A 23,386-nucleotide genomic window follows, 5' to 3' on the forward strand; every position below is an offset into this window, starting at 1 on the left:
TGGTCGCAATTCCACCCACGCAGGTCGTACTGGTCTACACTTGTAGCACCCCGACTACCACAGGATTGGTTACATGGCCGACGCTCCCGTACTGCCGATTAAGTTTGATAGCACCTCCAACGGCGAATTCGTTCCACCTACCCTCAGCCAGCGTGAACAACAGATCAACGCGCTGGCACAGGACACCCTCGATACCAATGCGCGCCACCTGGGGCTGTCACGGCGACAGTTTTTGCTCACCAGCAGTGCTGCGGCGGCTACCCTGTTGTGTGCCAATCAGGTCAACGCCGCCCATGGCCTGACCGGCGGTTTCTATGCGCTGGCGTCAGACAGTGGCGTGGAGACCGGGCTTGCCGATCAGACCCTGCAGGGGGACGAGTTTATCTTTGACATTCAGGGCCATTTCGTCGACCCCAACGGTCGCTGGCTGAACAGCGTACCCGATGGCGCCAGACCCTTTTCCGGCCTGCCCAATGCGGCCTGTGGACTGGCCGACGCGCCGGGCGAGCGCAGTTATCTGCAATGCCTGGGGCCGGAGCAATTTCTGAAAGATGTGTTTATGGACAGCGACACCCAGATGATGGTGTTGTCGTTTGTGCCGTCCCGTCGCGAGTCAGAACCGCTGACCATCGAAGAAGCCGATGCCACCCGCCAGATCGTTGAATCACTGGACGGCGATCATCGCTTATTGTTGCACGGGCGAGTTAACCCCAATCAGGATGGTGATTTGCAGGGCATGGATGAACTGGCAGAACGCTGGAAGGTCAGCGCGTGGAAAACCTACACCCAGTGGGGACCGAGCGGTCAGGGGTTCTACCTGGACGATGACGTCGGTCTGGCCTTTATCGAAAATGCCCGCCGCCTGGGGGTCAACAACATCTGCATCCACAAGGGGATCCCGTTTGGGGCGCAGTCCTATGAGCACAGCCTGTGTACGGATATCGGTCGTGTGGCAAAACGCTTTCCCGACGTCAACTTCATCATCTACCACAGCGGTTTCGATCCCCAGGTCACCGAGACCGCCTACGCCCCGGATGCCAACAAAGCCGGCGTCGATTCACTGGTCACCTCTCTGCTGGAAAACGGCATCGCACCGAACAGCAACGTGTATGCCGAGCTGGGCTCAACCTGGCGGTTCGTGATGCGTCACCCGGAGCAGGCCGCTCATTTGCTCGGTAAGCTGCTTAAATACGTCGGTCATGACAATGTACTGTGGGGCACCGACAGCATCTGGTATGGGTCGCCACAGGATCAGATACAGGCCTTCCGCGCCTTTCAGATCAGCGAGGCATTTCAGCAACAACATGGTTATCCGGCACTCACCGCCGAGTTAAAGCGTAAAGTGTTCGGCCTCAACGCCACGGTGCCCTACAAGGTCGATACGCCCAAGATCAGTGCACAGCTACAGCGCGATAACATTGCCCGCTCACGGGCCAACTATGCCAACAACCCGCAACCCCATTTTCAAACCTACGGGCCAAAAACACGGCGTGAATTTCTCAATCTGATGCGTTGGGAACAGCAGGGATAAAGCGAAAACGCCCCCGACGACGCGGGGGCGGGCATGATTAGCGCAGATCATCCCGTAGCGGACGATCCACCAGGCGTACAGGTGCAGATTGCTGCTCCAGCAACGCCAGTTGCTTCTGATCAAACAGACGTAAATGGCGCAGTGCATAAGGCGCCTGCAAACCACGCTGGGCCAGCAGTTCGCCATCAAACGGCATCACCAGTTCGCTGCGACCGCTGTTCAGGCTTTGGGCCACATGGGTTTCCATCGCCGGTACCAGCGCGCCTTTGGCGTTGGTCGCGTACAGCACCGCGCGGGCTTCGAACCGACTCGGCGTGTTCACATCCACCTGCACCAGCGCACGGGGCTCGGCGCCCTGAACCAGTTGGGTGTCTGCCAGTGATGCGGTGGGTTGCCCGACACCGAAGGCCACTTTGGCCGAACGGCGAACGTTCAGACCATCCTGCTCGGTACGCACATCGACCCACACTTCCTGCAGTCCGTGGATAGGTGCCGGCAAAGACGCCATGGCCTCAGGCTGGATCACCCACTGTCCCTGCTCGGCGCGCACTGTCAATGGGATCACCCGCTGATCGCTGGTACGCAGCTCAGCACTGATCTGATCCCCGTCCAGAGCCCGTTCCTTGTCATTAAACATCAGGGTGATGTTACCCAGCCGATCCGCCTTGGGTGTCAGCGCCGTATCGCTCTGCTTTAAGCGCAAGGCGTAAGCCGAGCGTGGCTCTTTGACAGTCACACCACACGCTGATCATCTGCCAGGGTCTGATGGGAGCGCAGCAACAACGTGCCCGGCAGGGCATCATCGCGGCTTTGCATCGCCACGGCATTGCCATACAGGCCAACGTTGGCCAGCGAGTCAGCCGAGAACCGGCGTGCCGCCATGTCGCTGCCGTCTTTGCTGGTCAGGTACAGCTGGTCTACGGCCAGCGCACGACTGGCCTGTTGCTCACCGTCAACACTGACCAGGATCATCGCCCCTGGTGCGGTGGTGTGCAGGCTGACCCCTTTGCGAAGGGCCTTGCCGGTGGTGGTGAACCAGTAGGCCTGGCTGTCCAGTTGATGGGACTTTTGCATACTCAGCGCCGCATCCGGCGCCAGGGCAAAACTGAAATGGGTGTAATCACCACTCGCCTGCGCCGTACTGGCGGCCACCAAGAGCAGCCCGGTCAGCCATTGGGTTAATCGGTTATGTTTCATGGCGACCTCCTAAACGTCGTTGCGCAGTTGTCTGTCCAGGCCGAAACAGGCCCGACGGGATTGTTGGTGACTCAGCGGCTCGCTGCCACGGGTGCGTTGCTTGTCGCGGAACCACACACTGCCCGCCGCTTCCTGTGAGCTGCATTCCAGGAAACCATCCGAACAACTGGCCAGCCAGTTCTGGGTGAACTCCAGGCCCACCTGGTTCTGGTAGCCGCCGCAATAGCTGTCGCTGTCCCAGATGGCCGATTCGACATCCGTACCAACCACCGATTTGAAATTCACCGGTAATCCGGGACGGCCACTGGTGCCGTACAGATAGTTGGCGTTGTAATACGCCATCCAGCTGACCTGTTGCTGCTTGACGGCATTGCTGCCATAGCCCAGCAACCAGCCCAGGCTGGTTTCGAAGGTGTTGCCATTGATCACCGCATCGGCCAACGGCGTACCGGCGCTCGACGGTGCCAGCGCGGTGACATTGACGATGCGTTGAATGATGGCCGGGAAACGGCTGTCATAGGTGGGGTTAGACAGGATCCAACGCATCATGTTGCCACCGTGGGAGTGGGTGATGACGTACATCTGGGTGATGTTTTGCTGCTGGATAAACTGGGTCATCTGGTCGGCCACACAACCGGTGGCGCGACTGTCCCACATGTATTGTTCAAAGTCGCAGTTGATCACCGCATAACGTGACGGCGTGGACGTGCCCTGCATCACGGACTGGGTGAACTCCCGTGTCCAGTAGTCGTCTTCCGCGTCGGTCTGAGAGCCGGTGCCATGCATAAACACGACCCCGTAATTGGCCAGTGCATGAGCACTGCCCAAACCTATCAACAACAGAATGCTGCTGACCCGCTTCAACCAGCGGGCAAGTGTGAGTGTTGCCATAGTATTGCCTTTATTCTTATGTGTTTCCTAGATGAAAACAGTGAATTGTAGGGTGTGCGCGGTAAAAATTATGACCGCACGAAATGTAAAATAATTGTTAAGGAAGCATTTGTAAAGTGGTTGGACGTCTGAAGTCCGATCAGTTCACAAAAACGTCATCTGAGCACATCGCGATTTCAAACGAGAGATTGGGGCAAGAGTTGTGAAACGGGCGGTTAGTGCCAGATGGGGACATTTATGTCGGGTCGCCGACAGCGACCAGAGGGCGCAGTGTGACGCCCTCTGGACTCCCCGCAGCCCGTATCGCGAAAAACGTTCAACAGCTAGCCAGGCAAGGTGTCACCGTACCCAAAAATGAATCCCGCATCTTCGCTACTGCCTCGACCTCCTGTCTCGGCTGTCACCTTGCTGTTCTGGCTATCTGCTGAACTTCGCTAGAGCGGGCAGTAAGGCTCTGAATACGCAGTGGAGGTGAGTGTTAGCTATGTGCCAGTAGTGGACGGTGGTGATTGGAAGTTTGAAAGATGGCTTAGTACGTAAAGTAGACATTGTGACCTTTTCCCATGAAAACACAGAATATGTTTTTTCATGGGAAACGGGTGTTACTATGAAGTCTCAGTAATAAGCTGTTAGGTATACCATTGAATCAAGTAGAACTCGGCACATTGATGCATTTAATCAAAAAAGTAGATTCCATGAAGAATAGAGTTCTACCAAATGATTACATTGAATCCGAAGCCAATGAAGCTGATGCAGATTTAGCCGAAGACTTTAATCGTCTAAATCTTCTAAATACGAATTTAAGGGCGGCAATTCAGAGTGGGGATATAAAACGTGCAGAGTTACTTCTTGCCGAAGTAATAGCATTAGTATCGGGTATCGAAGGTTTATTTAGAAACGTTGCTGACGACGCCAGAGATGTTTTAAAAGGTGTGTATAGGTATACCTAACAAGCTGTTTAACAAGGACAAAATACAGTTGGTTTTTTGCTCCTCCGTCGCTAATTTTAACCAACTATATTTTGCCCATTAACAGGGCGTTGACTGTCCGCTCTTTGTCTTGAGCAGATCTACACAACTGAAGAAACCAAGGTCCACTACTCGCACTCAGCAGACTGCCGTGTTGAGCAATGTTGGCTTGTAAATTCGTCGTATGCCTCCATATCAGCACCATGAACATGAGCCGAGCGCCGTTACAGTGGACCACCCTGCTGTCAGCATTGTTGCTGATGGTTGCGGTGCAAGTGTCGCTGGTCACTACCACCCGACAGGCACAGGCACCGAACACGGTGTCAGTGGCTTCTCCACCGGCACAGTTATCAGCCCCGCGACTGCAGGCGCTGTGCCACCACAACGAACAGCCACTTGCGACGTTGCCTGTATCAACGTTCGCCAGCACAACAACACCGGTCATTGCCAAGCTGCCTCGACATCCGTGGCCGATACAAAGTCGGCTGAATCGCCTCTTCAGCCTGGTGTCCTGCGCCTATTTTAAGAGCGCACTGCGCCACAGCTCCTGACGCACGACACAACGTCCCGGTCTGGGCCGGGTTCACTCGTTTCAGGAGATCAATACTATGCATCCTTTACAGGACGTCCTCCTGCCACTGTTGGTGTGGCTGGGATTTGTCGTGGTGATCGGCTTTTTTGCCCTCATGTACCGCTGGGCCCGTGCTCAGAAAGGTGCAGCAATGGCATTTGGCATGTTTGTGCAGATGTTTCTGCCCGACCCCAATGTGCAGAAAACCATTGCCATCGTGGTGGAAGCCAAGGCCGAAGACAAACAGAAAAAGCCCTCGGCACAGACCAGCGCCGATGATCACGATGTGACTTAACCACCATTTGCGACAACAAGAACAGAGGCACAGCATCAAGCCTCTGTTCCTTTTCGTCGGTCATGCTAAGCTGGGCAAAAAAAGTAAGGACACGATCATGAATACTCCTCCCCTGATGCAGGCCAACATCGACGATAAAGTCAAACAATACTGGCTGGTGCTGACCCTGATCATCTGCTTTTGTGGCGTTGTGACCATCCTGGCCCTGCCCGTTATCATCCCGCTGGTCATGTTTGCCTCCAACAAATACCTGGCGGCGCTGAGCGTCACTCTGCACGAGCGCAAATTGTCGGTCAAAAAAGGTGTGTTCGTGAAAGTGGAGAAGTCGGTACCACTGGAAAAGATCACCGACATCAGCATGATCCAGGGCCCATTGATGCGCCTGTTTGGCCTTTACCGCCTCAATTTCGAAACCGCCGGACAATCCGGTGAAGGGGCATTGGTGACGGTGATTGGCATCATTGATGCCGAAGGGTTTCGCGAGCGGGTACTGGCCCAGAAAGATGCGATTGCCGGGGTGGTAAAAAGTGATGTGCCCAAACCCCAGATCGATGACCCGATACTGGCCAGTGTGCAATCCATCGAAACCATGTTGCGTGAGCTGATCGAGCAGCAGCGGTCATCCAACAAGGGCTAGATCGCCAGACACAAAAAAAGGCCAGCAAATGCTGGCCTTAGCGTATTCGAAAAATCGCGCTTAGTTAACAGCGTCTTTCAGCTGCTTACCTGCGGAGAAAGAAGGCACTTTGCTGGCAGCGATTTGGATAACTGCGCCAGTTTGAGGATTGCGGCCTTGACGAGCAGCACGCTCAGAGATTTTGAAAGTACCGAAACCGACGAGAGCGACAGACTCGCCAGCAGCCAGTTGCAGCGTGATTTGAGCGGTGATTGCATCCAGTGCTTTGCCCGCATCGGCTTTGCTCAAGTCCGCTTTTTCTGCAATGGCATCGATCAGTTGAGATTTGTTCATTGTTATTCCTTGTTGCTTAAGGTGGCTGGTAAAAATGCGTAAAGCAAACCCAAGACTACTGGCAGAAGGCACGGCAGGCAAGGCCTAGATAGCAATTTGCAGGTATTCTTTGCTGTATTTAGGTATATGAGCGGGCTTTTTCCCCGATTTGGTGCAAAAAATCGCCGCTATCCCTGCGCCACATCGGCCAGGCCTTTGACCAGCACGACCTGATTGCGACCCCCCTGTTTCGCCGCATACAAGGCTTCATCGGCATTGGACAATACCTGACTGACCGTATCACCCAGGCGAAAGCTACCCACCCCGATGCTGACCGTCACACAACCTACCCCTTCAATATCAAGGCGCTCGACACTGGCGCGGATCCGATCCGCCATCACATGCACCTGCGCCAGGGTCGATTGATGAATGATGACCAGAAACTCCTCACCACCCCAACGACCGATGATGTCCTCGGGTCGCACTGATGCTTTCATGGCCTGAGCCACCCTTTGCAACACCTCGTCGCCTATAACGTGACCGTGGGTATCATTGATCGGCTTGAAATGGTCCACATCGATGATCAGCAAAAACGCCTCATCATCCACCAGCAAGGTGTCCTCCATTGCCTTTTGCAGCGCCCGACGACTGGCCAGTCCGGTCAGACCGTCAACATTGGCGGCCTTTTCCATTTGCCGGGCACGGACTTCGGTGGCCAGATGGGTTTGCCGAATGCGCACCACCGCAAACATACAAAAAATGTACACGCCGTGGGCCAGTACCATGTTCAACAGCAGCACCCGGATCTGGGGTTCAGTGATCACCACCCAGGGTGTGTAGGTGATGGCCATCAGCATGATCAACACCAGGTAGATAAACAGGGCACTGACAATGGCCGCTTTTTGGGTCAGAAACAGGAATGCCACGATGTAGATGATCGGCATCCACTGCAGCGTTGAAGCAAGGGGGTAAATCGAGTGCCAGTTGAGGGCTTCAACAAAGCTCAGGATCGCCAGGGCGACCAGGTACAGCGTGAGGTAGTAAAACAGAATGACTTTGGCCAGCTCGGTACGGCTGGCCAGGCGGCTGAGGAAATAACACCCCAGGGTCACCACCACGGTCACCCCGTACCCCACGGTGTCGTAATAGGCCAGCAGGTTCGCCGTTTGTTCGACAAACCAGATAGTGACCACCACCAGCGAGCCAATCAACAGTACTCGTTGGAACAGCTTGTCCTGATCCGAATGGGGCACGCGCAAAAATCACCAGAGACCGACCATTCATCTAGTGTAGTTCAGATGATGTGACTCGTCGGGCACATTGCACCGGACAATAAAAAAAGGGGCCCAAGGCCCCTTTCTGTGTTAATTCAACCCCAAATCCCGGGTCATGTTTTCATTGCGATCCCGGTGCACCACGATGTTGTCCTCGATCCGGATCCCGCCATAGGGTCGGAAACTGTCGATCACATCCCAGTTGATGAAGCGCGACTGTTCGGTGCCTTTCAAATCGGCCAGCAGGCTGTCGATAAAGTACAGCCCCGGCTCGATAGTAAATACCTGTCCTGCCTCGACCTGACGGGTAGTGCGCAGGAACGGGTGGTCCGCCGGTGGCGGCTTGGGTGTGCCGCGATCATCCGCCACATGGCCGGCCACATCGTGCACCTGCAAGCCCAGGAAGTGTCCAATCCCGTGAGGGAAGAAGGTCTTCACGATCCCTTCGGCCAGGGTATCTTCACCGCTCAGATTGACAATACCGTACTCGCTCAACAGGTTGGCGATCTGGCGATGGGCATCCACATGGATATCGCCGTAATCAACACCGGGCTTGAGTTGCTCAATCAGGCTCAGAGTCACGCCGTGCATGGACTGGATCAGATCGGCAAACGGGTGTTCGTCACGACAATAGGTGCGGGTGATGTCGGCCGCATAGCCATGAAACTGCGCGCCGGCATCGATAAGGAACGAACGGGACGTCTGCGGTGCCACCGCCTCGTGCTGCATGTAATGCAGGATGGCAGCGTTTTCGTTCAGTGCCACAATGCTGCCATAAGGCACCTCATTGTTGTTCAGACGGGTCGCTCTTGCGTACGCCAGGTTGATGTCAAACTCACTCAGTCCCTGCTCAAAGGCCTCTGCCGCTGCGCGATGACCGGCCACCGCCAGACGGTTGGCTTCACGCATGCAGGCCAGTTCATAGTCGGTTTTATAGGCACGGTGGTAGTGCAGGTAGTGCAACACCCGGTCGGGGTTAACCAGATCGAATCCCAAAGCCCGGGCCACTTCCAGGTATTCACCGATGTAGGCGTAGCGGGCTTTATCATAGGGCAGGTGTTTTTCCACCGCATCGGCCTGGGCCAGCAGCACGATATTGAAGTGCTCCGCCCAGAACGCAGAGGGCTCCGGGGGCACTTTGTGCCAGAAATCCTTGGGCCGGTAGAAAATCAGCGTGGGCTTGTCGACGCCGTTGACGATCAACCAGCAATTGGGGTTATCAATCACCGGCAACCAGGCTTTAAAGTGAGGATTGACCTTGAACGGATAATCGTTGTCGTCCAGAAACAGGCGTTTGGCCTGACCGGAGTGGATCACCAGTCCGTCAATGCCTTCTCGTTCAAGGGCCTGACGGGTACGGGCCTGCAACGTGTCGAGGTGTGCAGGGTATAAAGCAGACAATGTTTGCATGTGTATTTTCGTCACCAGCAACTAACAATGCCGCTACACTATCACAGCCTTGCAGGGCGCCTCAATCCACGCGCGACGAGGGCTATTGCAACAACGTTGAGTTGATTTGCATCGCCGCGATGTTTTCAAACAGGTTGTCGGTATTGCCAAGCTGATGGGCGTAGATCTGTTTGTACGCCAGTACCGCTTTGACGTAGTTGCGGGTTTCTTTGTAGGGAATGGTTTCAATCCATACATCCACCGGCACACTGCCTTGTGCCGGGATCCAGTCTTTCACCCGCCGCCAGCCGGCGTTGTAGGATGCGGTGGCCAGGATAGGGTTATCGGCCATTTTGTCCAGCAAATAACGGAGGTACTGGGTGCCGAAACGGGCATTCTGCTCTGGATCATACAGGGTGTTAGTGCTGACTTTCTTTTTCGCCAGATAGCGTGCCGTACCGGGCATCAACTGCATCAGCCCTCGCGCACCGGCACCGGAATAGGCATCGGCCATGAACGAGCTTTCCCGCCGCGCAATGGCAAACGCCCAGGCCGGATCGATGTTCTGCTGGCGGGCACTGGTCATCAACTGATCGCTGTAGGCCATCGGGAAGCGGCGCTTCACGTCGTCCATGTAGCCTGCTCTGGACAGGGTAAAGATGGTCTGATCGTGCCAGCCCCACGAATCAGCCAGCACCGCCGCCATCAGCAATTCACGCTCTTCGAGGCGATCCCGAAGGGCATACCACTCGCGCCGGGCACTGACGTAACGCCCCAGTTGCAGGAACTCGTAGGCACGGCGTACCGCCGGACGGTTGGCCATATCGGACAGATCGGCGGCGCTGAATTGCAGCGGACGGTCAACAAACTTGGGCGCCTGGGCCAGCTTGCCGCTGGCCAGAAAGCCGTAGTAGTGACGCTTGTCCGCCAGCGAGGCCAATTCAATCTGCGCCTGCTGGGGTGCATCCAGCTCTTCGTAGGCACGGGCACGCCAATACTGATAGGCATAGTCCGGTGGCAGTTGCTCGTCCGCCATGTCGATCACGTCCATGGCATGCTGCCAGTCCTGCTGGCGGAGCACGTACGCCAGGTGCCAGCGAAACAGCTCTTCGTTCTGCACATGATCATTGGCACGTTCCAGCCACACTTCGGCTTCCGGATGATTCTTGCTGGCCAGTGAAATGGCAAAACGTTCGGCAATGCGTGCCATTTGCTCACCGTTAAAGCGGAAACGTTTGACGGCATTTTCATAACTGGACAGGGCCAGCTCCCGATCCCGCCAGATCAGACGCGACAACCCGTAGGCCAGAATATCGGCTTCTTTTTCACTGAAGGTGCCGGGGAACTGCGACAAGCGGCTGACAAAGGATGGCGCGCGTCGGGTCTTCAACCACAAATCGGCCAGATAGCGTTGATTCGCGGGCAACAGGGTTTTCAAATAGGGAATAAGGGTGTGTTTGCCACCATCGGCGGCCATGGTCAGGCGCTGCCAGACATGCTCGGTGGTGCGCAATCCGGCCTGCTGCCAGACCTTAAACGGCCGGTCACATTCTTTGGGTTGGGATTTGCCCACCAGCCAGAAATCTTCCACCTCTTTCATGGTGGCGGGCTTCTGGCCGTCACGGCGGACCCGGTAATCCAGCGCAATACAGGCCAGCCGATCATCGCCGATGTCACGGTAATAATGCAGAAACAGGGCCTGCTGATCTTTTTGCGCCAGGTACGTCAGCCAGCGTTTGCGCAGCGGCTCATCCAGCGGCGTGTCGGCATAGGCATCCAGAAACCGGTCAATCTTGTCCCGGTTGGACAGGTACGGAAAGGCCATCAGGGTTTTCAGCTCGATGTACGGCCACAACGGGTAGCCTTTTAGCTGTTTTTCGAGGTATTGGTAGTCCCAGCTTTTGGGGTTGGTGGCCACGTGTTCGGCCTTCTCGAACATCTTGCGCTGATGGATCAGGGTGTTCTCATCGGCAATGGGTGTCTGCCCACGGGCCAAGGACGTGGTGACAAGGAACACAAACAGAACTGATACGAACGCTGCTTTTGACAAGGCTTTGCTACTCCCCCGCTACCGGATAAACGATAATGAACTGGCGTTAATATGCAAGCAGGTTATTTGGAGTATAACAAAATAAAAGGGTTCACTACCCCTTGAATCCTGTACAGTCAGACCTATCTAAACAATTGTTTGAATTTGGGTTGAAAATTCCCCTGGCTTCAACAAGAATTTAGCCACCCTACACCGGAGGCCTGTGGCGTCCGGATTTGCCAATCCCGGCATTTGCTTGAGGAGACAATAATGATATTTGAAGGCAAGAGCCTTTCTGCAACCCTGTTGGAAGAGGGCATTGCTGAGTTGGTGTTTGACGCCCAAGGCTCAGTGAACAAGTTTGACAGACAGACCGTTTCCGAACTCGACCAGGTGACCGAAGCACTGAAAAATACCGCCGGCGTGAAGGCCGTAGTAGTGCGTTCTGCAAAATCCACCTTTATCGTGGGCGCCGACATCACCGAGTTTACCGGCCTGTTCAGCTTATCCGATGAAGAAGTACTGGCCTGGGTTAAACAGACCTCTCAGGTGTTTGACCGTTTCGAAGACTTACCTTTCCCCACCGTCGCGGCTGTAAATGGCTTTGCACTGGGTGGCGGCTGTGAAATGACCCTGGCCTGTGACTTGCGGGTTGCCGACACCACCGCCAGCATCGGCCTGCCGGAAGTCAAACTGGGCCTGATGCCCGGCTTTGGCGGTACCGTGCGTCTGCCACGCATCATCGGTTCCGACAACGCGCTGGAGTGGATGACCACCGGCCGCGATCGCAAAGCCGACAAAGCCCTGGCCGAAGGAGCAGTGGACGCCGTGGTTGCTCCTGAAGCGCTGCGTGACGCCGCCATCGCCATGGCCAAAGACGCTGCTGCCGGCAACCTTGACTGGCAGAACCGCCGCGCCGCCAAACTGGCGCCATTGTCACTGAACGCCAACGAAGCCACCATGAGCTTCTCCACCGCCAAAGCGATGGTGGCTGCCCAGGCGGGTAAACACTACCCGGCCCCTCACATGATGGTGGACACCGTGGCCAAGGCTGCCGGTCTTGATCGTGACGGTGCACTGGCGCTGGAAAACCAGGGCTTCGTGACCCTGGCCAAAACCGATGCTGCCAAAGCACAGATTGGCATTTTCCTGGCCGATCAGCTGGTCAAAGGCAAAGGCAAAAAAGCCGCCAAAGCCGCGACCAAAGCGGTTGAGCAGGTTGCCGTACTGGGCGCGGGTATCATGGGTGGCGGTATCGCCTACCAGGCTGCCAGCAAAGGTATGCCGGTGGTGATGAAAGACATCGCCCAGCCTGCGTTGGATTTGGGCCTGAACGAAGCGGCTAAAATCCTTGGCAAAGGCATGCAAAAAGGCAAGGTTGACGCCACCAAGATGGCCAAGACCCTGAACAACATCGTGCCGACCCTCGAATACAGCACCATGAAAAATGCTGACATGGTCATCGAAGCCGTGGTGGAAAACCCCAAGGTCAAAGGCATCGTACTGAAAGAAACCGAGCAAACCGTGGCCGACGACGCCATCATCTGCTCCAACACCTCGACCATTTCCATCAATCAACTGGCCGAGAACCTCGATAAGCCCGAGCGTTTCTGTGGTATGCACTTCTTCAACCCGGTGCACCGTATGCCGCTGGTGGAAATCATCCGTGGTGAGAAAACCTCCGATGACACCATCGCTGCGGTGGTTGCCGCGACGCTGAAAATGGGCAAAACCCCGATTGTGGTTAACGATTGCCCCGGCTTTTTGGTCAACCGCGTGTTGTTCCCTTACTTCGCTGGCTTCAGCAAGCTGGTGCTGGATGGCGCCGACTTCGCTGCGGTCGACAAAGTGATGGAAAAACAATTTGGCTGGCCGATGGGTCCTGCTTACCTGCTTGACGTGGTGGGCATGGACACTGCCGATCACGCCTCCGGTGTGATGGCTGATGGCATCCCAGAGCGGATGCAGAAAATTGACAACGATCCGGTCACCTGCCTGTACAAGGCCGAGCGTTTGGGTCAGAAGAACGGCAAAGGTTTCTACGATTTCGGCACCGACAAGCGCGGCCGTCCGACCAAGAACCCCAGCGATGATGCCTACGCGTTGTTTGCGCCCCATTGTGCCGACAAACGTGACTTCGACAGCGAAGAGATCATTGCCCGCTTGATGATCCCAATGGCCAACGAAGCCATTCGCTGCCTGGAAGAAGGCATCGTCGGCAGCGCCGCCGAAGCCGATATGGCACTGCTGTACGGTCTGGGCTTCCCGCCGTTCCGCGGTGGTATCTTCCGTTACATTGAAACCATGGGTCTGGCGAACTTTGTGGCACTGGCCGACAAGTACGCCGATTTGGGTCCGATTTACCAGCTGTCTGACGGCGTCCGCGAGATGGCCGCTGCCGGTAAATCGTATTTTGACCAAGCCTAACCCCGACCCAAGGAGAACATTATGAAAGACGTAGTCGTTATCGATTGTATTCGCACCCCGATGGGTCGCTCCAAGGGCGGTGTGTTCCGCAATGTGCGGGCAGAAACCCTGTCAGCCCATTTGATGAGCGCGCTGCTGGCGCGTAATCCATCGCTGGATCCGGCCGAGATTGAAGACATCATCTGGGGCTGTGTACAACAAACCAAAGAGCAGGGCTTCAACATTGCCCGTAACGCCCAACTGCTGACTGACATCCCCCGCAGTGTTGCGGCGGTCACCGTCAACCGTCTGTGCGGCTCTTCCATGCAGGCTTTGCACGACGCCACCACCGGTATCATGACCGGTCAGGGTGACGTGTACATGATCGGTGGTGTGGAGCACATGGGCCACGTGCCGATGAACTTCAACCTGGACTTCCACCCGGGTCTGGCCAAGTACACTGCCAAAGCGTCCGGCAACATGGGCATGACTGCCGAATTGCTCGGTCGCCAGAACGGCATTACCCGTGAAATGCAGGATACCTTTGGTGCCCGCTCTCACCAACGCGCCCATCAAGCGCACCTGGAAGGCCGCTGGGCCAACGAAATCGTGCCGATTGAAGGCCACGATGCCAATGGCCTGCTGACCAAAGTGGACTATGACGAAGTGATCCGCCCTGACTCCACCGTGGAGACCATGGCGGCATTGCGACCGGTGTTCGATCCGGTCAACGGTACGGTCACTGCCGGTACGTCTTCGGCCATTTCTGACGGTGCGTCAGCCATGCTGCTGATGTCTGCCGACAAAGCCAAAGCGCTGGGCCTGACTCCTCGTGCACGCATCCGTGCCATGGGCGTAGCAGGCTGTGACGCGGCAATCATGGGTTACGGTCCGGTACCGGCCACCCAGAAAGCCCTCAAGCGCGCCGGCATGACCATGGATGACATCGAGATTGCCGAGTTCAACGAAGCGTTCGCCGCCCAGGCACTGAGCTGTATCAAGCAACTGGGCTGGATTGACAGCTATGACGACAAGGTCAACCTTAACGGCGGTGCGATCGCATTGGGCCACCCGCTGGGTTGCTCCGGTGCGCGTATCTCCACCACCTTGCTGAACCTGATGGAGTCCAATGACAAGTCTGTTGGTCTTGCCACCATGTGTATCGGTCTGGGTCAGGGAATCGCGACCATCTTCGAGCGTGTCTAGCCCTCGCTGATTAAGTGTTCAAAAAGCCGATGACCTGTTCATCGGCTTTTTTTGCCCGTCAACAAAGGCCTGTAACAGGTCCACACACTTTTCCCCTGGTGCAACATAGCTTCTCTGCCTTATCCCCTGTAGCATGCGCCCTTCTCGGTCTGGTCGCGGCCAGCCAACCATTTGTGCGTTAAAGGAATAGACCATGATAAAAAGGGTTACACGCTCGCTCTGCGCTTGTGTTTTATCACTAACGACCGTTGTTTACGGCTCGGCCCAGGCCGACCCCATCGCCGACCTGCAACAGACACTCACTGCGGCGCAAATGCGCCAGGACATCGACGCCTGGCACCAGTGGCTGCACGACACCCATCCGGATCCCAGTATTCGCATCGCGGACATGGACATGTTCAAACAACGCCTTGCCGGCATTGAAAACAGCTTCGATGGGCCGCAAACCACGCTGCAGTTTCTGGATGGGATCACGCCGTTAAACAGCCTGTTCAATGACGGTCACATGAGCCTGATGGTGCCCAGTCAGGGCAAGTTGGTGCGCGCATTGATGGACCAAGAAGGCGGATTGTTTCCCTTTGAAGTGACGGTCAGCGACGGCCAGTTGTTCATTGCCAGTCAGTTGGGCGGCGCGGCCACTGAACACCACGGCAAGCAGCTTAGCCACATCAATGGCGTTGCCGCCGACAGCATCTACACCACCCTGATGGCGCGGGTCTATGGTGATACTGTCCGCCATCGCGAAGCCATCCTGGCGCAAAAATTTGCCCACTATTACTGGCTGTTCATCGCCCAGACCAACACCTTTGATGTGCAGTTTCAGGACGGCAACACAACCACCTTTGAAGGCTTGTCCACGCTGCCTGTGGCGCTGCAAAACGAAGGGTTTGACGAGCTATTCACCTTTGAGGTCCTGGATGACCACCAGGCACTGCTGACCATCAACCTGTTCTGGTGGGAGGACAAAGACCGTTTCTACGCGTTTACCGAATCGGTGTTCAAACAACTCAAACAGCAGGGCATTGAGCATCTGATCATCGATGTACGGCAGAATCCGGGCGGTGACGACGACACCTGGAAACAGGGGATCCTGACCTACATTGCGGATAAGCCCTATCGACACACCAGCCGCTACACCAAAAAAATCATCGCCAAGTACATGGATGAGGGTGAGGTGTTAGGCGACGTGGTCAGCGAAGACTACGACGCATTCGACACCCCGCAACCCGACCATCCGCTGCACTTTGACGGCGATGTCACGGTGGTTATCGGCGCGCTGACCTATTCGTCGGCGCTGGTGTTTGCCAACACGGTGCAGGATTTCGGGTTTGCCCAAATTGCCGGTGAACCGTCTGGCGGCTACTCCTGGCAGACCGGCGGGATCCAGTTCTTCACCTTGCCCAACTCCGGTCTCAAAGCGGTTGCACCGCGCTTCTACCTGCACCGCCCCAGTGGCGAAGGCAAAGGCCAACAGGTGATGCCGGACGTTGAGCTAAGGGATGATCCCCGCACACCGCGCAATCTGATTGAGCAATTGGCCCGCCGCTACAACGACCGCGCTACCACCGCGGTAAGCCCTTAAACACCCAAGCAGACAGGGGATACCGGCGCCTGTGCGCCGGAATCTTGCATTCTTCGACCACCAAGGTTAACTGTCGCAAAATAGCTGACCCGGTACAAAAAATCCCCTACACTCCCAGCGGTTTTATCACCGCATAATAAAAATCGACAGGAGATCCCGTGAAGATGTTTAAACCTGCCATTGCACTGCTTACCCTACTGTGCAGTGGATTTGCCGCCGCCGATGAAGGCATGTGGCAGCCTCACCAATTAAAAGACCTGGCCCAGACCCTGAGTGACAAAGGCCTCAATCTCGACCCCGACAAGATGCAAAATCTGGATCAGTTCCCGATGAATGCGATCATCAGCCTTGGTGGCTGTACTGCGTCTTTCGTGTCACCCAAAGGCCTGGCACTGACCAACCACCACTGTGCTTACGGTTCTATCCAGTACAATTCCACCGAGCAGAACAACCTGCTGGAAAACGGCTTTGTGGCCAAGACCCTGGCGGACGAATTACCCGCTGCCCCCGGCAGCCGCATTTACGTGACCGAATCGCTGACCGACGTGACCGACAAAGTCTCCGGCGCAGTGCATTCAGCGCTGCAGGGCGAAGCGTATCAACAGGCCATCGAAGCCAACGAAAAGGCCCTGGTCGCGGCGTGTGAAACCTCGCAGGACTATCGCTGTGAAGTGTTCAGTTACCACGGTGGTGCATCGTATTTTCTGATCAAATTGCTGGCCATCCGTGACGTGCGTCTGGTTTATGCTCCCCCTTCCAGCATCGGTAAATTCGGTGGCGACACCGACAACTGGATGTGGCCCCGCCACACCGGTGACTGGTCTTACTATCGTGCCTATGTGGGTAAAGACGGCAAGCCTGCCGACTACAGCGAAGATAACGTACCTTACACGCCCAAAGCGCACCTGAAGGTCAACGCCGGTGGCGTATCGGCAGACGATTTTGTCATGGTGCTGGGCTACCCCGGCCGCACCAACCGCTACCGCACGCCGGTGGAAGTCAGCAACCAGTTTAACTGGGTGTACCCCACTGCCAAGCGCTACCGTGAAGAATACATTGACGTGATCAAAGCAGTGGCGCCGAAGGGCTCCGATGCGCGGATCAAATACGAAAGCACCATTGCCGGTCTGGCCAACTATGCGAAAAACTATGGCTCGATGATCACCAGCTACCAGCAGGGTGATATGCAGGCACGCAAAGCCGAGCTGAACCGTCAGCTGAAAGCCTGGATTGCTGCCGATCCGAAACGTCAGAAAGCCTATGGCGAATCGCTGGATCAGCTCGACCGTCTGGTGGAGAAAGGCAATGCCATGCAAGCCCGGGATCTGGTCATGGGCTACATGGGCCGCACCGCCATGTGGAATGTCGCCAAAGAGCTGGTGAAGCTGGCCCATGAGCGCAGCAAACCCGATGCCGAGCGTAATCCGGGCTATCAGGAGCGCGACATGAACCGCTTCAAACAGAAGATGGAACGGGTCAATCGTCGCTTTGATGCCAGCGTCGACACCGAAGTGCTGGTGCACTTCATTCAGGAATATCTGTCACTGGACAGCAGCCAGCGCGTACCGGCGTTCGATACCTTCTTTGGCCTCAACGATGGGTTTGACGAGGCAGCGTTGCGGGAAAAAATCGCCACCATGCACGCCAATACCGAACTGGATGACACCGATACCCGTCTGGCACTGATGAATGCCGATTTCGCAGCACTGAAAGCCAGCGATGATCCGTTCATCCGCTTTGCCGTCGCCCTGTTCGACCACGATCAGGCCGTTGAAGCCCAGGACAAGGCCCTTGAAGGCGAGTTACTCAAAGCCCGTCCGGCCTACATGCAGGCATTGATTGCTTACAAACAAAGCCGCAATGAAGCAGTGTATGCCGATGCCAACAGCTCGTTGCGTATCACCTACGGCAACGTCAAAGGCTACTCGCCCAAAGACGGCATGATGGCGCTGCCTTTCACGACCCTGGAAGGTCAGCTGGCCAAGTACATCCCCGGCGATGAAGAATTTGATTTGCCAGCGTCGGTACGCAGCCACATCCAGGACAAAGACTACGGCCCTTACGCCAACCCTGAGCTGGGTTCGGTGGCCGTTAACTTCCTGTCCACCGTCGACACCACCGGTGGTAACAGCGGTTCACCAACCCTGAACGGTGATGGCGAGCTGGTCGGCCTGCTGTTTGATGGCGTGTACGAGTCAGTGATCGGCGACTGGGATTATGATCCTAACCTGAACCGCTCAATCCACGTGTCCACCCCATACATGCTGTGGGTGATGGACAAGATTGACGGTGCACACAACCTGCTGGAAGAAATGACCATCGTCGAGTAATCAGCGTTGTGTTTAAAAAAGGGAGCATCATGCTCCCTTTTTTGATCGTGCGCCGTGTTGGTGCAGTGGTCACAGACCTGCAACATTTGCGTAACGAACCCCTAATAAGTCGTAAAGATAGCGATACTTCGCCTCACGTTCGCGACAATGTTAAATCCCTTTACCGCCACACTTCAGACCCGAACTTGGGTAAAATAGCACCAATTCCAATAATACCCCTACCCCGATGTCCCGCCCTCTGGCGTGGACATGTGCTGACCATTGACCGAGGGAGTTACGACATGAGCACGCCAAAAACGGCACAATTACACCGTTTTTATGAAGACATCCTGGCCTTACTGTGTGCCGGTGTACTGGTGTCGCTGGGGATCCTGATATTCAACACGCAGGGGGTATTGGCCGGGGGCTCTGCGGGCATTGCCCTGATCGGGGCACAACTGCTGCCCGTCAGCTTCGGGATGCTGTTTTTCGCCGTCAACCTGCCATTCTATATCCTGTCCTGGCGCCAGCTGGGCAAGCGCTTCACTATCAACACCTTTGTGTCGGTCAGCTTTATCTCAGTGCTCAGTGAGCAGTTGCAGCGGGTGATCCACATCAATGACGTGCACCCACTGATCGCCGCGACCGTCGGCGGCACCCTGATCGGTGTGGGTCTGTTGATCATGTTTCGTCATCATTCCAGCCTCGGTGGTCTGGGGATCCTGGCGTTTTACCTGCAAAATCGCTTCAACATCCGCGCCGGCAAGTTCCAGATGGCCGCCGATTGCACCATCCTGATGAGTTCGGGTTTGCTGTTTGGTGCCCAAATCATGCTGTTGTCGGTGATAAGCGCCATCACCCTCAACCTGCTGCTGGCGGTTAATCACAAGCCCGGACGCTATCAGGGCACATCAACACGGCCTCGGACTCACCCGAAACCCGAGCCGGTGCACGACGACAGCGAGTGCCCCAGTCACTGAATGTGCAGCATGCGTGGCACGCCTGATTGCGGTACACTGGTGGCCTTAATCGCGCCCGTTCGGGCGTGAACCCATTTCAGCGTAAAAGGACACTAGCATGGCACAAGATCACTCCTCATTCGTCGGCTTTCTGCTACGCGCCCGCAATATTCGTCGCTGGCCCCTGATGAGCCAGTTTGTCGAGGAGCGTCTGGATTCCCACATTTACCAGGCCGCCGCGATCGGCCATTTGCTCGGCGCCATCGAAGTGGCGGTATACGGCAATGACGAGGTCGACCCGGACAAAGTCTCCGCCATGGCAACCTTTCACGAAGCCAGCGAAATAGCCGGCATGGGCGACGTACCCTCACCGGTCAAATACATCGACCCTGAAACCACCGCTCTGATGAAACGCCTGGAAGGGGTGTTTGAACGGCGTTTGCTGGGCAGCCTTCCCACCGAACTGCAGGCCTTCTACCAGCCCTACATCGAACAGGACAAGGTCGATATCCATGTACAACTGGCCAAGGCCGCCGATGTGATCTGTGCCTACCTGAAGTGCGCGTTTGAGCTCGACAAGGGCAACAAGGAATTCCACAAATCCATGCAGGAAATGGAAAAGCAGCTGGCGGCGTTCAAAGAACGCTACCGCAGCGTGGAATACTTCGCCAAGATTTTCATGGGCGACGCCCTGCTGACCATCGACGAACAGGCCAAAGACATGGCCTGGATAGAAAACGCCAATAAAGTGCATATTGACTAAGGTGCAAATCGACAGGGAGCTCTGTCCCTGCGATTTGCGCAAGGTGAGTCAGGCTGTCTGACTCATTCAACAACAAACTCGAACTATCCCTGCGATTTGCGCAAGTTGAGCCAAGCTGTCTGACTCATTCAACAACAAACTCGAACTATCTCAGCAATGAGCGCAATGGGTAAAGCGCGGTGAGCGAAGCGAATGAGCCGTAATAGGTAATTACGGCGAAGGCGCTGCACGACGCATCGTGGACGATGCGGCTGGAACCCAGCCACAGGGACGTGTTGTTACTTCACTGTTTCAGAATCAACAAAACGTTACTGACAACAAGATCCCAGAAGCATAGCGATGCGGCTGGAATCCAACCACAGTGACGTGTTGTTGCTCCACTGATTCACAAGCGAATACTCGACACCATCACTCCCGATAGCACGCCCGTTGCAGGCGGTCCTGTACTTCCAGCCATGCCAGCGGGGGCCGTTCAATCCAGATCTCGCCTCCGGCCTGACTGTCAGCCCAAGCCATCGCGTCGTATAACTGCCGCGCATAGTCGCGACGCTGATTGGGCAGGGCCTTGGCGATAACATCAGGCGCTAGGTCAATCGCGCTGTAATGCAACACCACCGGGCGGTGCTGATCAGCCTCGATTTGTGCCAACGCCTCTACCAGGGTCGCCCGCGCCATCAGCTGCGCTGGCGTGTTCGGTTGATAATGGGCAGGCATATTGCCCGCCACCGACACACTGTGTTGCTCCGGCGTCAACACCGTCTGGCCCAGCACCTCGCTGAGTTGATCCGCGAAAAGGGGTCCAGCCCGCAATATTCTGGGGGGCTGATGACATACATCCAAAATGGTCGACTCCAGACCCAGTGTACAAGGCCCGCCATCAACCACCGCATCAATGCGGCCATCCAAACCCTGCAGTACCTGACGGGCGCTGGTTGGACTGATTTTTTTATGCGGGTTGGCAGACGGTGCCACCACCGGACCGCAATTAGACAGGATCTCTCGCAGCAATGGATCGGCCGGCATCCGCACCGCAATAGTATCCTTGCCCGCGGTGATGAGGTCGCTGGCTTCAGGGTGTCTGGGCAGGATCAAGGTCAACGGCCCGGGCCAGAACGCATCCATCAGTGTGCGGGCCTGGTCACTGATGTGCGCAACCCAGCCATCCAGTTGCTCAACCGTTGCAACGTGGAGGATCAGAGGGTGATCCAAAGGCCGGCCCTTGGCGGTAAAAACACCCTTAACCGCATCCCCATTGGCTGCGCTGGCTGCCAATCCGTACACCGTTTCGGTCGGTATTGCCACCAGCTTGCCCTGCTTCAGCCAACGTGCTGCCGTTGATCGTCCCTGAACATCGGTCAGGGAAAGTGTCTGTGTGGCTTTAAGCAAACCCGCCCCGGATAACCCCTCCATCAGAAGTAACCCTCGCGCTTCTTCCGTTCCATGGAACCGGGCTGATCCTTGTCCAGCAACCGCCCCTGTCGCTCGCTGGTGCGGGCCGTGAGCATTTCCTGAATGATTTTGGGTACCGTATCCGCCTGGCTCTCCACTGCTCCGGTCTGTGGATAGCACCCGAGGGTACGGAAACGGATCGTACGCTCTCTGAGGGATAGCTTTTCGTCTGCATTTAAGTGTTCAACCATGCGATCATCATCCAGCGCCAGCAAGGTGCCGGAATCGCTGTCCACCCAGCTCATTCGGGGTTTGGCGTAATACAGTGACACGATAGGAATGCTTTCCCGGTAGATGTATAGCCAGATATCCAGTTCTGTCCAGTTTGACAATGGGAATACCCGTACCGATTCTCCTTGCCCCAATGCAGTGTTGTAGGACGACCACAGCTCAGGCCGTTGCTGTTTGGGATCCCAGCCCTGATGGGCATCCCGAACCGAGAAAATCCGCTCCTTGGCCCGTGACTTCTCTTCATCCCGACGGGCACCACCCAATGCAGCGTCGAACCGATAGTGTGCCATGGCCTGCTTTAATGCCTGGGTTTTCATCTGGTCGTTGTACACCACCGAGCCAGAGCGGATTGGATGAACACCCTGCGCCAGGGCGTCGGTATTGGTGTGTACACGCATATCCAATCCGTGTTGTTCAGCCAACGTGTCCCGGAAACGCCCCATCTCGGCAAACTCCCAGGTGGTGTCGATGTGCAATAGCGGAAACGGTATGTTACCGGGATAGAATGCTTTGCGGGCCAGATGCAGCAATACGGTTGAGTCTTTGCCGATGGAATAGAACAGGCAAGGGTTGTCAAAACTGCCGGCCACTTCACGAATGATGTGAATGCTCTCGGCTTCCAATTGCCGTAAATGAGAAAGGGTAGAAAACACCAGACGAACTCCGCTGACAAAGTGGCTAGATTGGAGGAGGATTATCTGTCCGGACAATGGTTCTGTAAAATAGATAAATATTAACTTATCGTTCTTATTTGATTATTTATGTGTCAATGGGAAAGCTCACTACCTCGTAACGCAGGTTTTACCTTACAATGAGGCGCCAACCGGATTTACTCAAGGAAGACCCATGTACATCATCTCACTGACATATCAGGTACCACTGGAAGACGTGGACGCCTTTATCCCGGAACATATCGCGTTCCTCGACAAACACTACGCTGCAGGCAACTTTCTGCTGTCAGGCCGCAAGGTGCCGCGCACCGGCGGCGTCATCCTGGCCACCGCAGCTTCCCGCGAAGCCCTCGATGCGATATTGGAGCAAGACCCCTTCTTTCGCGAAAAACTGGCCCGCTACGATATCACCGAGATCGTACCCACCAAGGCCGCAGAAACGTTGCAGTATTTATTGGCGTAGAACAGTGAAATGTCGGCTTAGAGCGATTAGTGGACATTGATTTGTTCGGTTTCGGCGGTTTTCTAAAGACAATGAGTAGACACTCAACGCCTTACTAATTGGCGCAAAAATTCTTGGCTAAAATTAGCGACTAAGGAGCACAAGCCTGCTGTAGTGTGTCCGCGTTTTAATGGCCTTGTTAGGTGACTTTACCCAATTTTTGCTAGTGCTTCTTGAGCTGCTACCATAACAACTTTCCATTTGGGGTCTTTTA

The 23,386-nt window shown here is 55.7% G+C and carries 21 protein-coding genes; 12 read left to right on the top strand and 9 right to left on the bottom strand.

The window, feature by feature from the left end; all coding sequences use genetic code 11:
* Positions 1-73: 73 nt before the first annotated feature.
* Positions 74-1,531 carry an amidohydrolase family protein gene (locus LJ739_RS17160; RefSeq protein WP_229162448.1) on the top strand — a complete coding sequence of 486 codons (1,458 nt, stop codon included), beginning with the start codon at positions 74-76 and terminating at the stop codon, positions 1,529-1,531.
* Positions 1,532-1,568: 37 nt separating this feature from the next.
* Here LJ739_RS17160 and LJ739_RS17165 read toward each other — a convergent pair whose 3' ends face one another.
* The 3 genes from LJ739_RS17165 to LJ739_RS17175 are packed head-to-tail and all read right to left on the bottom strand — an operon-like array spanning position 1,569 to position 3,619.
* Positions 1,569-2,267, bottom strand: coding sequence for a DUF4785 family immunoglobulin-like domain-containing protein (locus tag LJ739_RS17165; RefSeq protein ID WP_229162450.1), 699 nt, complete (start codon positions 2,265-2,267; stop codon positions 1,569-1,571).
* Positions 2,264-2,728 (bottom strand): DUF4785 domain-containing protein, encoded by a 465-nt coding sequence (locus LJ739_RS17170; protein WP_229162451.1) that lies wholly within the window; start codon positions 2,726-2,728, stop codon positions 2,264-2,266. The genes LJ739_RS17165 and LJ739_RS17170 overlap by 4 nt, the downstream gene beginning before the upstream one ends.
* 9 nt (positions 2,729-2,737) lie before the next feature.
* Positions 2,738-3,619 carry a hypothetical protein gene (locus LJ739_RS17175; protein ID WP_229162452.1) on the bottom strand — a complete coding sequence of 294 codons (882 nt, stop codon included), beginning with the start codon at positions 3,617-3,619 and terminating at the stop codon, positions 2,738-2,740.
* A 641-nt stretch (positions 3,620-4,260) separates the two neighbouring features.
* On the opposite strand from LJ739_RS17175, the gene LJ739_RS17180 reads away from it, so the two are divergent.
* The 4 genes from LJ739_RS17180 to LJ739_RS17195 all read left to right on the top strand — a co-directional run bounded on the left by LJ739_RS17180 (position 4,261) and on the right by LJ739_RS17195 (position 6,090).
* Positions 4,261-4,569 carry a hypothetical protein gene (locus tag LJ739_RS17180; RefSeq protein ID WP_229162453.1) on the top strand — a complete coding sequence of 103 codons (309 nt, stop codon included), beginning with the start codon at positions 4,261-4,263 and terminating at the stop codon, positions 4,567-4,569.
* 227 nt (positions 4,570-4,796) lie between these two features.
* A complete protein-coding gene (locus LJ739_RS17185) occupies positions 4,797-5,138 on the top strand; it encodes a hypothetical protein (RefSeq protein WP_229162454.1) in 342 nt (113 codons plus the stop codon).
* A 57-nt stretch (positions 5,139-5,195) separates the two neighbouring features.
* Positions 5,196-5,453: a hypothetical protein gene (locus tag LJ739_RS17190; protein WP_229162455.1), complete on the top strand. Its 258-nt coding sequence runs from the start codon at positions 5,196-5,198 to the stop codon at positions 5,451-5,453.
* Positions 5,454-5,550: 97 nt separating this feature from the next.
* Complete coding sequence (locus tag LJ739_RS17195) at positions 5,551-6,090, top strand: PH domain-containing protein (RefSeq protein WP_229162456.1); 540 nt, start codon at positions 5,551-5,553, stop codon at positions 6,088-6,090.
* 60 nt (positions 6,091-6,150) lie between these two features.
* Here the strand turns inward: LJ739_RS17195 and LJ739_RS17200 are convergent, their stop codons facing one another.
* From LJ739_RS17200 to LJ739_RS17215, 4 genes are all read right to left on the bottom strand, one after another.
* Positions 6,151-6,423, bottom strand: a complete 273-nt coding sequence (locus LJ739_RS17200; RefSeq protein WP_229162459.1) for an HU family DNA-binding protein — start codon at positions 6,421-6,423, stop codon at positions 6,151-6,153.
* Positions 6,424-6,590: 167 nt separating this feature from the next.
* A complete protein-coding gene (locus tag LJ739_RS19160) occupies positions 6,591-7,655 on the bottom strand; it encodes a GGDEF domain-containing protein (protein WP_229162461.1) in 1,065 nt (354 codons plus the stop codon).
* A gap of 111 nt (positions 7,656-7,766) precedes the next feature.
* Positions 7,767-9,086 carry a Xaa-Pro dipeptidase gene (gene pepQ, locus LJ739_RS17210; protein ID WP_229162463.1) on the bottom strand — a complete coding sequence of 440 codons (1,320 nt, stop codon included), beginning with the start codon at positions 9,084-9,086 and terminating at the stop codon, positions 7,767-7,769.
* Positions 9,087-9,168: 82 nt separating this feature from the next.
* Positions 9,169-11,115, bottom strand: a complete 1,947-nt coding sequence (locus tag LJ739_RS17215) for a lytic transglycosylase domain-containing protein (protein WP_229162465.1) — start codon at positions 11,113-11,115, stop codon at positions 9,169-9,171.
* Between the two features lie 249 nt (positions 11,116-11,364).
* On the opposite strand from LJ739_RS17215, the gene fadB reads away from it, so the two are divergent.
* The 6 genes from fadB (at position 11,365) to yfbR (ending at position 20,319) form a co-directional block, all read left to right on the top strand.
* Positions 11,365-13,521: a fatty acid oxidation complex subunit alpha FadB gene (gene fadB, locus LJ739_RS17220; protein WP_229162467.1), complete on the top strand. Its 2,157-nt coding sequence runs from the start codon at positions 11,365-11,367 to the stop codon at positions 13,519-13,521.
* Between the two features lie 21 nt (positions 13,522-13,542).
* Positions 13,543-14,706: an acetyl-CoA C-acyltransferase FadA gene (fadA, locus tag LJ739_RS17225; RefSeq protein WP_229162469.1), complete on the top strand. Its 1,164-nt coding sequence runs from the start codon at positions 13,543-13,545 to the stop codon at positions 14,704-14,706.
* 193 nt (positions 14,707-14,899) lie between these two features.
* Positions 14,900-16,288, top strand: a complete 1,389-nt coding sequence (locus LJ739_RS17230) for a S41 family peptidase (RefSeq protein ID WP_229162471.1) — start codon at positions 14,900-14,902, stop codon at positions 16,286-16,288.
* Positions 16,289-16,452: 164 nt separating this feature from the next.
* Entirely contained in the window at positions 16,453-18,618 is a 2,166-nt protein-coding gene (locus tag LJ739_RS17235; protein ID WP_229162500.1) for a S46 family peptidase, read from the top strand.
* A 281-nt stretch (positions 18,619-18,899) separates the two neighbouring features.
* Positions 18,900-19,577 (top strand): YitT family protein, encoded by a 678-nt coding sequence (locus LJ739_RS17240; RefSeq protein ID WP_229162472.1) that lies wholly within the window; start codon positions 18,900-18,902, stop codon positions 19,575-19,577.
* A gap of 97 nt (positions 19,578-19,674) precedes the next feature.
* Positions 19,675-20,319, top strand: a complete 645-nt coding sequence (gene yfbR / locus LJ739_RS17245; RefSeq protein WP_229162473.1) for a 5'-deoxynucleotidase — start codon at positions 19,675-19,677, stop codon at positions 20,317-20,319.
* A gap of 408 nt (positions 20,320-20,727) precedes the next feature.
* On the opposite strand, the gene LJ739_RS17250 is transcribed toward yfbR, so the two are convergent.
* The gene (locus LJ739_RS17250) at positions 20,728-21,729 is read right to left on the bottom strand and encodes an L-threonylcarbamoyladenylate synthase (protein WP_229162474.1); all 1,002 of its coding nucleotides are present in this window, start codon (positions 21,727-21,729) and stop codon (positions 20,728-20,730) included.
* The gene (gene cysD / locus LJ739_RS17255) at positions 21,729-22,652 is read right to left on the bottom strand and encodes a sulfate adenylyltransferase subunit CysD (protein WP_229162475.1); all 924 of its coding nucleotides are present in this window, start codon (positions 22,650-22,652) and stop codon (positions 21,729-21,731) included. Before cysD ends, LJ739_RS17250 begins: the two co-directional genes overlap by 1 nt.
* A 193-nt stretch (positions 22,653-22,845) precedes the next feature.
* On the opposite strand from cysD, the gene LJ739_RS17260 reads away from it, so the two are divergent.
* Positions 22,846-23,133: a YciI family protein gene (locus LJ739_RS17260; RefSeq protein WP_229162476.1), complete on the top strand. Its 288-nt coding sequence runs from the start codon at positions 22,846-22,848 to the stop codon at positions 23,131-23,133.
* Positions 23,134-23,386: the final 253 nt, after the last annotated feature.

Source organism: Fluctibacter halophilus (assembly GCF_020687825.1).
GTDB classification, from domain to species: Bacteria; Pseudomonadota; Gammaproteobacteria; order Enterobacterales; family Alteromonadaceae; genus Fluctibacter; species Fluctibacter halophilus.

Excerpts from the sequence above, each read along its gene's own strand:
- LJ739_RS17160 (WP_229162448.1), top strand. The coding sequence starts at position 74 with ATGGCCGACGCTCCCGTACTGCCGATTAAGTTTGATAGCACCTCCAAC.
- LJ739_RS17170 (WP_229162451.1), bottom strand. The coding sequence starts at position 2,728 with ATGAAACATAACCGATTAACCCAATGGCTGACCGGGCTGCTCTTGGTG.
- LJ739_RS17175 (WP_229162452.1), bottom strand. The coding sequence starts at position 3,619 with ATGGCAACACTCACACTTGCCCGCTGGTTGAAGCGGGTCAGCAGCATT.
- LJ739_RS17185 (WP_229162454.1), top strand. The coding sequence starts at position 4,797 with ATGAGCCGAGCGCCGTTACAGTGGACCACCCTGCTGTCAGCATTGTTG.
- LJ739_RS17190 (WP_229162455.1), top strand. The coding sequence starts at position 5,196 with ATGCATCCTTTACAGGACGTCCTCCTGCCACTGTTGGTGTGGCTGGGA.
- LJ739_RS17195 (WP_229162456.1), top strand. The coding sequence starts at position 5,551 with ATGAATACTCCTCCCCTGATGCAGGCCAACATCGACGATAAAGTCAAA.
- LJ739_RS17200 (WP_229162459.1), bottom strand. The coding sequence starts at position 6,423 with ATGAACAAATCTCAACTGATCGATGCCATTGCAGAAAAAGCGGACTTG.
- pepQ (WP_229162463.1), bottom strand. The coding sequence starts at position 9,086 with ATGCAAACATTGTCTGCTTTATACCCTGCACACCTCGACACGTTGCAG.
- fadB (WP_229162467.1), top strand. The coding sequence starts at position 11,365 with ATGATATTTGAAGGCAAGAGCCTTTCTGCAACCCTGTTGGAAGAGGGC.
- fadA (WP_229162469.1), top strand. The coding sequence starts at position 13,543 with ATGAAAGACGTAGTCGTTATCGATTGTATTCGCACCCCGATGGGTCGC.
- LJ739_RS17230 (WP_229162471.1), top strand. The coding sequence starts at position 14,900 with ATGATAAAAAGGGTTACACGCTCGCTCTGCGCTTGTGTTTTATCACTA.
- LJ739_RS17235 (WP_229162500.1), top strand. The coding sequence starts at position 16,453 with ATGTTTAAACCTGCCATTGCACTGCTTACCCTACTGTGCAGTGGATTT.
- LJ739_RS17240 (WP_229162472.1), top strand. The coding sequence starts at position 18,900 with ATGAGCACGCCAAAAACGGCACAATTACACCGTTTTTATGAAGACATC.
- yfbR (WP_229162473.1), top strand. The coding sequence starts at position 19,675 with ATGGCACAAGATCACTCCTCATTCGTCGGCTTTCTGCTACGCGCCCGC.
- LJ739_RS17250 (WP_229162474.1), bottom strand. The coding sequence starts at position 21,729 with ATGGAGGGGTTATCCGGGGCGGGTTTGCTTAAAGCCACACAGACACTT.
- LJ739_RS17260 (WP_229162476.1), top strand. The coding sequence starts at position 22,846 with ATGTACATCATCTCACTGACATATCAGGTACCACTGGAAGACGTGGAC.